The 11,083-nt window shown below is 66.6% G+C and carries 10 protein-coding genes and 1 pseudogene; 6 read left to right on the top strand and 5 right to left on the bottom strand.

Annotated elements, in window-relative coordinates:
- Positions 1-148 precede the first annotated feature (148 nt).
- Positions 149-553 carry a GFA family protein gene (locus tag AB4Y98_RS04960; RefSeq protein WP_025874047.1) on the bottom strand — a complete coding sequence of 135 codons (405 nt, stop codon included), beginning with the start codon at positions 551-553 and terminating at the stop codon, positions 149-151.
- A gap of 164 nt (positions 554-717) precedes the next feature.
- Here AB4Y98_RS04960 and AB4Y98_RS04955 point away from each other — a divergent pair, with 164 nt between their 5' ends.
- Both AB4Y98_RS04955 and AB4Y98_RS04950 read left to right on the top strand, forming a co-directional pair.
- Entirely contained in the window at positions 718-1,695 is a 978-nt protein-coding gene (locus AB4Y98_RS04955; protein ID WP_442243935.1) for an Lnb N-terminal periplasmic domain-containing protein, read from the top strand.
- Positions 1,692-3,581, top strand: a pseudogene (locus tag AB4Y98_RS04950) (esterase/lipase family protein); the annotation flags it as partial. The gene AB4Y98_RS04955 and the pseudogene AB4Y98_RS04950, both read left to right, overlap by 4 nt.
- A gap of 42 nt (positions 3,582-3,623) precedes the next feature.
- Here the strand turns inward: AB4Y98_RS04950 and AB4Y98_RS04945 are convergent.
- On the bottom strand, positions 3,624-4,985 hold the full coding sequence (locus AB4Y98_RS04945; protein ID WP_442243889.1) for an MFS transporter: 1,362 nt from the start codon (positions 4,983-4,985) through the stop codon (positions 3,624-3,626).
- Between the two features lie 88 nt (positions 4,986-5,073).
- On the opposite strand from AB4Y98_RS04945, the gene soxR reads away from it, so the two are divergent.
- Positions 5,074-5,508, top strand: coding sequence for a redox-sensitive transcriptional activator SoxR (gene soxR, locus AB4Y98_RS04940; protein ID WP_032951587.1), 435 nt, complete (start codon positions 5,074-5,076; stop codon positions 5,506-5,508).
- A gap of 37 nt (positions 5,509-5,545) precedes the next feature.
- On the opposite strand, the gene AB4Y98_RS04935 is transcribed toward soxR, so the two are convergent.
- Positions 5,546-6,148, bottom strand: coding sequence for a short chain dehydrogenase (locus AB4Y98_RS04935; protein WP_165376438.1), 603 nt, complete (start codon positions 6,146-6,148; stop codon positions 5,546-5,548).
- A 98-nt stretch (positions 6,149-6,246) separates the two neighbouring features.
- On the opposite strand from AB4Y98_RS04935, the gene AB4Y98_RS04930 reads away from it, so the two are divergent.
- Complete coding sequence (locus AB4Y98_RS04930) at positions 6,247-7,122, top strand: LysR family transcriptional regulator (RefSeq protein ID WP_442243888.1); 876 nt, start codon at positions 6,247-6,249, stop codon at positions 7,120-7,122.
- 54 nt (positions 7,123-7,176) lie between these two features.
- Here AB4Y98_RS04930 and proC read toward each other — a convergent pair whose 3' ends face one another.
- Together proC and AB4Y98_RS04920 are read right to left on the bottom strand one after the other, a co-directional pair.
- The gene (gene proC / locus AB4Y98_RS04925; RefSeq protein ID WP_312786827.1) at positions 7,177-7,998 is read right to left on the bottom strand and encodes a pyrroline-5-carboxylate reductase; all 822 of its coding nucleotides are present in this window, start codon (positions 7,996-7,998) and stop codon (positions 7,177-7,179) included.
- A 16-nt stretch (positions 7,999-8,014) separates the two neighbouring features.
- The gene (locus AB4Y98_RS04920; RefSeq protein ID WP_442243887.1) at positions 8,015-8,692 is read right to left on the bottom strand and encodes a YggS family pyridoxal phosphate-dependent enzyme; all 678 of its coding nucleotides are present in this window, start codon (positions 8,690-8,692) and stop codon (positions 8,015-8,017) included.
- Between the two features lie 87 nt (positions 8,693-8,779).
- On the opposite strand from AB4Y98_RS04920, the gene AB4Y98_RS04915 reads away from it, so the two are divergent.
- A complete protein-coding gene (locus tag AB4Y98_RS04915) occupies positions 8,780-9,817 on the top strand; it encodes a type IV pilus twitching motility protein PilT (protein WP_004147099.1) in 1,038 nt (345 codons plus the stop codon).
- 100 nt (positions 9,818-9,917) lie between these two features.
- Positions 9,918-11,060, top strand: coding sequence for a PilT/PilU family type 4a pilus ATPase (locus AB4Y98_RS04910; RefSeq protein ID WP_025874039.1), 1,143 nt, complete (start codon positions 9,918-9,920; stop codon positions 11,058-11,060).
- Positions 11,061-11,083 lie beyond the last annotated feature (23 nt).

The following is an 11,083-nucleotide window of genomic DNA, read 5'->3' as shown; positions in this document are numbered from 1 at the left end:
CCTCACGTCCTGCGCTGCCCGCCGTGACGCTGCCGCCTGCAGCGGACATGCCCGCGCGTCGAACGCCGTTGAAGCGTCCGTTGCGCGTCGGCCGGGCCAGCATGGCCCCGTGGCAGAAGGTCGCGCCGCCGCCGCGGCGCAGCCGCCACTAACCGGTGCGATCAGAGGGGTGGTTCACCCCGTCGCTGACCGGAACGGTTCCCAGCGCGAACGGATCGATGCCTTCCAGGCAGGCCACGTTGTAGCCGTACTGGTCCGGGTTGGAGCGGCGGCGGTGGTGCGTGTAGATGCCACAGACGTCGCAGAAGTAGTGCTCGGCCACGTGGGTGTTGAACTGGTACAGGCGCAGATGGGCCTGGCCACGGACGATATGCAGCCCGTCTTCGGCCACGCTGGCGGCGATGGCGCCGCGGCGCCGGCACATCGAACAGTCGCAGCGGCGCGGGTCGACGATGCCCTCGGGCAGGTCCAGCAGCAGCTCGACGGTGCCGCAATGACAGCTGGCGCGATGCTGCGCCTGCACGGCGACGCCGGCCACGGTGGTAATGCCCATCCTCGCTCCCTGTGTACCCTTGGTTGACGCCAGTATGCACCCGCAGGCGCCAGCCTGAACCGTCGTAGATGTCGCCGTGAGGCGGCTTGTGGCTAACTATGCCGCCCCGGGACCCCGACAGGATGCCAGTGAAAGCCGCAGGACGATGGATGACAGGATGTGTGATGGTGCTGCTGGCGCTGTGGGTGGCCGGTCTGCTGACCTACCAGATGCCCGGGCCAGGCTGGCTGGGCGTGACCGCGGCGATGCTGTGGCTGCTGGCCGCCGCCTGGGCGGCCTGGCAGGTGGCGCGCGGCCGTGGCACGCGCCGGCTGTGGGTGGCTTTTGCCGGCGCTCTGGCGCTGGCGGGGCTGTGGTGGCTGCTGCTGACCCCACGCCAGGACCGCGACTGGGCCGATGACGTGGCGCAGCGCCTGCACGTGGAATCCTTCGATGGCCGCCACGTGGTGCTGGACAACGTGCGCGATTTCACCTGGCGCACCGAGACCGACTACGACGCGCGCTGGGTGCGCCGCAGCTACGACCTGGACCAGCTGCGTTCGGCCGATCTGGTGCTGTCGTACTGGATGGGCCCGGTGATCGCCCACACCCTGGTCTCGTTCGGATTCGAGGACGGGCGCCACGTGGTGTTCTCGCTGGAAATCCGCAAGGAGCGTGGTGAATCGTTCTCGGCACTGGGCGGCTTCTTCCGCAAGTTCGAGATGACGCTGGTCGCGTCCGAAGAAACCGACATCATCCGCACCCGCACCAACGCGCGCGGCGAGGATGTCTACCTGTACCGCCTGCACGGCATGGACCGCAACCAGCTCAAGACCCTGTTTGCTGCCTACATCGACCAGGCGCGCCAGCTTGATGCCACGCCCGGCTTCTACAACACGCTCACCAGCAACTGCACCACGATTGTCTTCGACCTGGCGCGGCATATCGCCCCGCGCCTGCCGCTGGACTACCGGTTGCTGGCCTCGGGCTACCTGGCCGAGTACGCGCAGGAGGTGGGGGCGCTCACGCCTGGCGTGCCGTACGCCGAACTGCATGCCAAGGGCCGCATCACCGAGCGCGCGCTGAAGATGGCACCCGACGATGATTTCTCCACCGTGATCCGCCAGGGCATCCCTGGCACCGAGCAGGACCTGCAGCAATGACCCCGATGATCCTGTTCCGCTGGCAGCGCGCGCTGCCGGCGTTGTTGGCTGTCTTCCTGCTGCTGGGTGGCAGCGGCTGCGCGATGGTCACCGTCAAGCAGGTGGCATCCAGCGATTACCTGGTCAACAAGCGCGCCGATGTGCTCAACACCGGCAAGCTCAGCCCCGCCTCGCGCGAGACGCTGAGTGCGGCCGGGCTGGACGAATCGCAGTGCGAGAAGGACTTCCTGGTCTGCCGCAGCACGCTGTTGATGACCGATGACCTCAACGTCGAGCAGCGGTTGTCGACGCTGTCCGAGCTGTGGGTGAAGGCCGCTCTGGCATTGACGCCGAAGAAGCAGGCGGCCAACGAACCGCCGATGAGCGATGCAGCGCTGGATGCGTGGCTGGAGGCGGCGCGCTATGGCTATGCCTATCTGTTCTACAGCGGGCGCTCGCCCTCCGATCGCGCGTTCGAGGATCGGCAGACGCAGGTACGCGATTACTACAACTATGCTGCCGAGAAGGCCGCCGTGGTGTTGTTCGCGCGTGCCCGTGCCGCAGCATTGGCCGGCGAGGACTACACCAAGCCGGTGTCGGCGGGCAGCTGGACGCTGGCTTCCGATTTCCAGCGCCTTTCATTGAAGAGCATCCCCAAGCAGCTGGTGCCGGCCGGTACCGTCAGCTTCGTCGGCATGCGCAGCACCTATCGCCGCGATGGTTTCGGCGCCGAGCTGGTGATGGTGATGGACCCGCCGAAGCTGGTGGTGCCTGCCGTCGCCGCGGAAGGGGCCAAGGCCGAAACGGCACAGGCGCAGGCCACCAAGGAGGAGAAGGAGGAGGGCGTCCGCCGCGGACGCCGCCACCAGCACGATGATTCGGTGCCCGAGTACAGCGAGATGTCCTCGATCAACGTCACGGCATTGCTGCGTTTTGAAGGCAACACGCTGGAAGACGTGATGCGCACCCGCCAGGTGCTGCTGGATGGCTATTCGCCCGAGGCCACCGAGCGCATCACCCTGCATGGCGAAGAGGTGCCGCTGGCGGGCAACTTCACCGCCGCCTACGGCCTGTGGCTGGCGCAGAGCGGGTTCGCCACGCAGTCGCTGCGCACCCTGTTCGGCATGAGCGAGGGCATCGGCGAGCCGCACATCTACCTGATGCAGCCGTGGGACCCGAACCGCCGCATCATCTTCATGCTGCATGGCCTGGGCAGCAGCCCGGAAGCGTGGGTGAACCTGGCCAACGAGATCATGGGTGACCCCGAACTGCGCCAGCAGTTCCAGGTGTGGCAGGTGTACTACCCGACCAATGCGCCGATCGCGCTCAACCGCTATGAGATCGCCAACGCGTTCAACGACACGTTGCAGCATTTCGACCCCAACGGCAGCACGCGCGCCTCAAAGGACATGGTCTACATCGGCCACAGCATGGGCGGCGTGCTGGCGCGGCTGCTGGTCAGCGACTCGGGGGATGTGCTGTGGAACGATCTGCTGGCCAACTACGACCTGAAGGGCGAACGCCTGAAGAGGGTACAGTCCAAGCTGGGTCCGCTGCTGCACTTCAAGGCTGAGCCGAACGTGGAGCGTGCGATCTTCATCGCGGCTCCGCACCAGGGCACGGACATCGCCGGCAACAAGGTCGGTCGCCTGATCGGCCGCCTGGTCCGCCTGCCGCTGACCATCCTCGGCAAGTTCGAGGATGTGTTCCTGGCACTGGCGCAGGCCGAGCAGCAGGCGGATGGCACGGCCAAGCCGAAGATTCCCAACAGCATCGACAACCTCAAGGCCAGCGACCCGTTCGTGAAAGCCGCTGCGCAGCTCCCGATCACGCCGGGCCTGAAGTACCACTCGATCATCGCCCAGCGCAAACCGGAACTGCCTGTGGAAAAGTCCGACGATGGGCTGCGTTTCCGGCCGTTGGCCGGCAACGTCCGCTATCCGGGGCGTCTACACCCGCCGTGCGATCACCGTGGCGAACACCGCCAGGCCCAGGGTGATGGCCAGGCACAGGATGTAACCGGTATGCGGGGCGCTTTCCACGAACAGTGCGAACAGCGCGCCGGATACCGCCAGTGCGGTGGTCACCGACAATGCTTCGCTCAACTGCAGGGCCGAGGTGTTCGCACCCTGTTCGTGTGGTGGTGACAGTGACAGCGTCAGCACCGACAGGCTGGCGTAGATCATGCCCATGCCGAAGCCGGTCAGTGTCCAGCCGACCAGGGCGACCGTCAGTGGCACCGCAGTGAACAGCACCGCCAGCGTCGCGCCGATGCCCACGGTCATCAGCGGTGTGCCCACGCGCAGCAGTTGCTGCCGCGACCAGCCGCGCTGCTGGTGACCCTGCAGCCACGAGCCGGTGAACCAGCCCAGCGCGCCCAGGCTCAGCACTGCACCGGCCCAGCTGGGTGACAGCCCACGCTCGCGCTGCAGCAGCAGGGGCAGGTAGGCCTCGCAGGCGAAGAACGCGGCAGCGGCCACACCACGCAATGCGATCACACTGGGCAGGCCACGGCGCAGGCGCAGGGTGCCGGCGGGCAACAGGCGATGCACGCAGAACAGCAGCGCCAGCATCGCCACGCTGATGCACAGCAGTGCAGGTACGCCCTGTTGTTGCCCGCCCAGATACAGAAGCAGGGCAGCCAGGGAGGCGCCGCTGGCCCAACGCACGATGTTGCTGCGGCCATCATCGGCAACATCCGTGGCTGCAGCCTGCATGCGCGCCAGCGCCGGTCGCAGCAGCAGGCCGGCCGGTATCGCCAGCAGCGGCACCGCCAGGAACACCCAGCGCCAGCCAAGATGCTGCACGATCACACCGCTCAGCGCGGGGCCGATCATCGACGGCACCACCCAACCGGCAGAGAACGCGGCGAAGACCTTCGGCCGCAGATGCTCGGGATAGGTCCGGCCGACCATCACATACAGCGACACCGAAATGGCGCCTGCGCCCAGGCCCTGCAGCAGGCGTCCGGCCACCAGCATGCCCATGCGCAGGGCGAAGCCCGCCAGCAGCAGGCCGAGCACGAAGCAGGCCAGGCCCCACCATAGCGGGCGTGCGGGGCCGTGGCGGTCGGCCCAGCGGCCGGCCAGGGTCATGCCGATCACGCTGGTGGCCAAGGTGCCGCCGAAGGCCAACGCATACAAGCGCAGGCCGTCCAGGGCCTCGGCCACGGTCGGCATTGCTGCGGCCACCGCCAGTGCCTCGAAGGCATGCAGGGAGACCAGGGCGACCATGCCCAGGGTGGTGGCGCGGTAGCGCGCGGACAGGATGGAGGAGTCGACCGGATCGGCCGTGGCAGCGGGGGAGGGCATCGGGTTCCTGCGGGGGCGGACGGGCCGCGCTTGTCATCTGGCGGCGATGGTAGCAGCATGCCACCTCAACCAAAGTTGAGGTCAATCGATGCTGGCACAGGACATGAGCGTCGGCGATGTCGCCCGCCGCAGCGGCGTGGCGGTCTCTGCGCTGCATTTCTACGAGCGCAAGGGGTTGATCAGCAGCCTGCGCACGTCGGGCAACCAGCGCCGCTACGCCCGCGACGTGCTGCGCCGGCTGGCGGTGATCCGCGTGGCGCAACGGGTAGGTATGCCGCTGGAAGCGGTGGCGCGTGCGTTCGAGAGCCTGCCGCAGGGGCGGGCGCCGACCAAGGCCGACTGGGCCAAGCTGTCGGCACGCTGGCAGGTGGAGCTGGAGGAACGCATCCACATGTTGCAGCTGCTGCGCGACGAGCTGACCGGCTGCATCGGCTGCGGTTGCCTGTCACTGAAGCGCTGCCGCCTGGCCAACCCGGATGACGTGCTCGGTGAGCGCGGCGACGGCCCGATGCGCTGGGGCTGACCGTGCTGGTGGGTGCCGACCTTGGTCGGCACGCTCGTTACCAGACGGTGATGGTTTCGCCGCTCTGGATGCCTTCCACCGCGCGCTGGAAGGCCAGCGCCGCGCGTTGTGCGGTTACCGCTTCAAAGCCGGGGAAGTAGGGGCCGTAGGCTTCCATCGATTCCACCAGCACGTTCGGGCTGACCACGTTGATGCGCAGCCCGCGCGGCAGCAGTTCCAGCGCCGCCGCCCGCACGAAACCTTCCAGTGCATGGTTGACGGCGGTGGCATTGGCGCCATCGCGGATCGGCTGCGCGCTGACGATGCCGCTGGTCAGGGTGATCGAGCCGCCAGCGTTGAGATGGTGCTGCGCGGCCAGTGCAAGGCGTACCTGGCCGAGCAGCTTGTCCTGCAGGCCGACGTTGAACTGTTCGGGTGTCATCTGCTGCAACGGGCCGAAATGCAGCTTGCCGGTGGTGGAGATCACCGCATCGACCGGGCCGGTCTGCGCGAACAGCTCGCGCACGCTGGCGTCGTCGGTGAGGTCCACGCGCAGGCTGCCGCTGCGGCGGCCTGCAGCGAGGATGTCGTGCTGTTGGCCCAGGTGGCGGGCGACCGCCTGGCCGAGGGTGCCGCTGGCGCCGACGAGAAGGATCTTCATGACAGTTCCTTGCGAGAGGGGATGGACGCAGTCTGCGCTGTCACCGGCTGGTTTGGTAAGCGGCGTATGATTCGCATATTCCTAACCATGGGTTTGCAATGGATACCTTGCGCTGCATGCAGGCCTTCGTCGCCGTGGCCGAGCACGGTAGTTTTTCCGCTGCCGCCAGCCACCTGCAGGTCTCGGCGGTGATGGTCGGCAAGTACATCCAGCAGCTGGAAGCGCACTTGGGCACCGCGCTGCTGCAGCGGAACACCCGTCGCCAACGCCTGACCGAAGCCGGCACTGCCTATCTGGCCGGTTGCCGGCAGGTGCTGGAACAGGTGCAGCAGGCCGAGGCGGACGTGGCCGGGCTGCAGGTGCAGCCACGCGGGCTGTTGCGGGTCAGTGCGCCGACCACCTGGGGCAGCTGCGTGCTGGCTCCCGTGTTGAGCGATCTGCTGCGGGCACAGCCGCTGCTGAACCTCGAGCTGGACCTGAGCAATCGCCGCATCGACCTGATCGAGGATGGCTTCGATGCAGCCATCCGCGTCGGTCCGCTGCCGTCGCAGGAACTGGTGGCGCGGCCGCTGCCGCCGTATGCGATGAGTCTGTGTGCATCACCGTCGTACCTGCGCCGCCGTGGTACGCCGCGCACGCCCGCCGATCTTGAAGGACATGATTGCCTGAGCCACCTGGCCTGGCGCGGCGGTCACGGTTGGCAGCTGGCCAATGGCGAACAGGTCGATTGGGAAGCGCGGTTGACCAGCAATGACGGCTACGCGCTCCGCGAAGCAGCCGTGGCGGGCGCGGGCCTGGTGCTGCAGCCGACCGCGCTGCTTGCCGGCGAAATCGCAGCGGGACGATTGAAGCCACTGCTGCGCGACTATCTGCCCGAGCCACGGCCGATGCACCTGATCTACCTGCCCGACCGTCGCCCCCGACCGCGGCTGCAGTGTTTCGTTGATTTCGTCATCGCCAGGCTGGGCACGTAGATCCACGCATGCGTGGATGGCGGTGGGTGCCGACCGTTGGGCGGCACACCTGTTTCAATCATTGGCCGCAGACAGTTCCTGCCCACGCACCTGCGCGGCACGCAGTGCCTTTTCCACCAATGCTTCAAACCCGCCGGCCTGGAAGCTCTCGATCGCCGCCTGGGTGGTGCCGTTGGGGGAGGTCACCCGGCGCCGCAGTTCGGCTGGGCTTTCACCGGCTTCGTCCAGCATGCGCGAGGCACCCAGCAGTGTCTGCACCACCAGCGTGCGCGCCGCTTCTGCAGGCAGGCCTTGTGCGATGCCGGCCGCTTCCATTGCTTCGGCCAGCAGGAACACATAGGCCGGGCCACTGCCGGATACGGCGGTGACCGAATCCATCTGCGCTTCGTCATCGATCCACACCGTGCGTCCCGCGCTGGCCAGCACGCGTTCGGCCTGTGCATGCTGCTGCGCATCCACCGCTGGCGTGGCATACAGGCCGGTGACCCCGGCACCGAGCAGGGCCGGGGTGTTGGGCATCGCGCGCACCACCGGCAGCGTGCCACCCAACCAGCGCTGCAGCTGCGGGCTGGTGATGCCGGCGGCGATCGAGATCACCAACGGCTCCTGTGCCTGCGCCAACACCTGCAGTGACTGGCAGACCTCGCGCAGCACCTGCGGTTTCACCGCCAGCAGCCACGTGCTGCCCTGCGCCGCCGCTGCGGCCGCGTTGTCGTGGGTCTGCACGCCGAAATCGGCAGCCAGTTTTTCGCGCAGTTCGGCCACTGGCTCGGCCACGTGGATGTGGGTGGCCGGCACGCCCTGCCGGATCAGGCCGGAAATCAGGCTGCGTGCCATGTTGCCGCCGCCGATGAAGGTGATGGAATCAGCTGCCATGGGAATCTCCTTGGAATCAGGCCGGGCGCGGACGCGCGCCGAACAGGGCGGTGCCGATGCGCACCAGGGTGGCACCTTCGGCAATGGCTTCAGCGTAGTCGCTGCTCATGCCCATCGACAGGGTGTCCACCTGCGGATGACGGGCCACCAGCGCCTCGAAAAGTGTGCGCATGCGCACGAACGCGTCGCGCCGGCGCTCGGCGTCGGGCCACGGCGCAGGAATCGCCATCAGGCCGCGCAGGCACAGGTTCGGCTCGGCGGCGATGGTTGCCGCCAGCGCGTCCACGTCGTCCGGCGCGCAGCCGTGCTTGCTCGACTCGTCATCGATGTTGACCTGGATGAGTACGTTCAGCGGGCCGCGTTCAGCGGGGCGGTAGCGGGCCAGGGCGGTGACCAGCTTGGGCCGGTCTACGCTCTGCACCCAGTCGAAGTGCGTGGCCACCGGTTCGGCCTTGTTCGACTGCAGGTGGCCGATCAGGTGCCATTCCAGGCCCAGCGGCTGCAGTTCCTGCATCTTGGCCAGCGCTTCCTGCACGTAGTTTTCGCCGAACGCGGTCTGGCCCTGCGCGGCAAGCGCAGCCACGGCCTCGGCCGGCTGGGTCTTGGACACCGCCAGCAGGCGCGGCGGTGGCCGCCCGGCGGCAGCGGCGGCGTTGTGCAGGTTGCTCAGGATCTGGGGCAGGGGAGTGGCCACGTAACGCGTTCCGTTCAATCAGGAGGCTATACTGCCGCCCGGGGAAAGATCCTTCCAGTCGAAGCCGTTATTGGGGAGTAGCCGCTCATGGATATCGCCGAGCTGTTGGCGTTTTCCGTAAAGAACAAAGCGTCCGACCTGCATCTGTCCGCAGGCCTGCCGCCGATGATCCGCGTGGACGGTGATGTTCGCCGGATCAACATTCCAGCCCTGGACCACAAGCAAGTCCACGCGCTGGTGTACGACATCATGTCCGACAAGCAGCGCCGCGATTACGAGGAGTTCCTCGAAGTCGACTTTTCCTTCGAGATCCCGTCGCTGGCGCGCTTCCGTGTCAATGCGTTCAACCAGAACCGTGGCGCCGGTGCGGTGTTCCGTACCATTCCGTCCGAAGTGCTGACCCTGGAAGACCTGGCCTGCCCGCCGCTGTTCCGCGAGGTGATCCAGCAACCGCAGGGCCTGATCCTGGTGACCGGCCCGACCGGTTCGGGCAAGTCGACAACGCTGGCGGCGATGATCGACTACATCAACAAGAACGAATACGGCCATATCCTCACCGTCGAGGATCCGATCGAATTCGTGCACACCTCGCAGAAGTGCCTGATCAACCAGCGCGAAGTGCACCGCGATACGCATGGCTTCAACGAAGCGCTGCGTTCGGCACTGCGTGAGGACCCGGACATCATCCTGGTCGGCGAACTGCGTGACCTGGAAACCATCCGCCTGGCGCTGACCGCCGCGGAAACCGGCCACCTGGTGTTCGGCACCCTGCACACCAGTTCGGCGGCCAAGACCATCGACCGCATCATCGACGTGTTCCCGGCCGGCGAAAAGCCGATGGTGCGCTCGATGCTGTCCGAATCACTGCGCGCGGTCATTTCGCAGGCGCTGCTGAAGAAGGTCGGTGGCGGGCGTACCGCTGCGTGGGAAATCATGGTGGGCACCCCGGCCATCCGCAACCTGATCCGCGAGGACAAGGTGGCGCAGATGTATTCGGCCATCCAGACCGGCCAGCAGTACGGCATGATGACCCTGGACCAGCACCTGCAGGACCTGGTCAAGCGCAGCCTGATCACCCGCAACCAGGCCCGCGAATACGCCAAGGACAAGCGTCTGTTCGAGTAAGGCGAGGCAATGGCGGGGCAGGGCGCGCGAATACGTCGCCGGCCCCGCGCTGTTTCCTCCACCGACCGATTCCTGGTACATGCCCCATTGGGAGCCCGCCGTGAACACCACCGCGACCACCATCGATTTCACCTCGTTCCTCAAGCTGATGGCGCACCAGCGCGCCTCGGACCTGTTCATCACCGCCGGCATGCCGCCGGCGATCAAGGTCAACGGCAAGATTTCGCCGATCACCCAGACGCCACTGACGCCGCAGCAGAGCCGCGACCTGGTGCTGAACGTGATGACGCCGGCGCAGCGCGAAGAATTCGAGAAGACCCACGAATGCAACTTCGCCATCGGCCTGTCCGGCGTCGGCCGCTTCCGCGTGAGCTGCTTCTACCAGCGCAACCAGGTCGGTATGGTGCTGCGTCGCATCGAGACGCGCATCCCGACCGTGGAAGAGTTGAGCCTGCCGCCGATCATCAAGACGCTGGCGATGACCAAGCGCGGCATCATCCTGTTCGTCGGCGCGACCGGTACCGGTAAATCAACCTCGCTGGCAGCGATGATCGGTTACCGCAACCAGAATTCGACCGGGCACATCATCACCATCGAAGATCCGATCGAATTCGTGCACAAGCACGAGGGCTGCATCATCACCCAGCGCGAAGTCGGCATCGATACCGACAGCTGGGAAGCCGCGCTGAAGAACACCCTGCGCCAGGCGCCGGATGTGATCATGATCGGCGAAGTGCGTACCCGCGAGGGCATGGACCACGCCATCGCCTTCGCTGAAACCGGTCACCTGGTGCTGTGCACGCTGCACGCCAACAACGCCAACCAGGCGATGGACCGCATCGTCAACTTCTTCCCGGAAGATCGCCGCAACCAGCTGTTGATGGATCTGTCGCTGAACCTCAAGGGCGTGGTCGCGCAGCAGTTGATTCCTTCGCCGGATGGCCGCTCGCGCAAGGTGGCGATGGAGATCCTGCTGGGCACGCCGCTGGTGCAGGACTACATCCGCGACGGTGAGATCCACAAGCTGAAGGAGCTGATGAAGGAATCGGTCCAGCTGGGCATGAAGACCTTCGACCAGAGCCTGTTCGAGCTGTACCAGGCCGGTGAGATCAGCTACGAGGACGCACTGCGCTACGCCGATTCGCAGAACGAAGTGCGCCTGCGCATCAAGCTCAGCCAGGGCGGCGATGCCCGCACCCTGTCGCAGGGGCTGGATGGCGTGGAGATTTCAGAGGTACGGTAACGAAGGTGCCGCTGCCGGCGGCA

It is taken from the genome of Stenotrophomonas sp. 2YAF26 (assembly GCF_052114625.1).
GTDB classification, from domain to species: domain Bacteria; phylum Pseudomonadota; class Gammaproteobacteria; order Xanthomonadales; family Xanthomonadaceae; genus Stenotrophomonas; species Stenotrophomonas indicatrix.
This window is presented reverse-complemented; position numbering and strand designations above follow the sequence as displayed.

What these genes read in the sequence shown, in the direction of transcription:
- AB4Y98_RS04945 (WP_442243889.1), bottom strand. Translation starts at nt 4,985, where the DNA reads ATGCCCTCCCCCGCTGCCACGGCCGATCCGGTCGACTCCTCCATCCTG.
- AB4Y98_RS04930 (WP_442243888.1), top strand. Translation starts at nt 6,247, where the DNA reads ATGGATACCTTGCGCTGCATGCAGGCCTTCGTCGCCGTGGCCGAGCAC.
- proC (WP_312786827.1), bottom strand. Translation starts at nt 7,998, where the DNA reads ATGGCAGCTGATTCCATCACCTTCATCGGCGGCGGCAACATGGCACGC.
- AB4Y98_RS04935 (WP_165376438.1), bottom strand. Translation starts at nt 6,148, where the DNA reads ATGAAGATCCTTCTCGTCGGCGCCAGCGGCACCCTCGGCCAGGCGGTC.
- AB4Y98_RS04960 (WP_025874047.1), bottom strand. Translation starts at nt 553, where the DNA reads ATGGGCATTACCACCGTGGCCGGCGTCGCCGTGCAGGCGCAGCATCGC.
- AB4Y98_RS04955 (WP_442243935.1), top strand. Translation starts at nt 718, where the DNA reads ATGGTGCTGCTGGCGCTGTGGGTGGCCGGTCTGCTGACCTACCAGATG.
- AB4Y98_RS04915 (WP_004147099.1), top strand. Translation starts at nt 8,780, where the DNA reads ATGGATATCGCCGAGCTGTTGGCGTTTTCCGTAAAGAACAAAGCGTCC.
- soxR (WP_032951587.1), top strand. Translation starts at nt 5,074, where the DNA reads ATGCTGGCACAGGACATGAGCGTCGGCGATGTCGCCCGCCGCAGCGGC.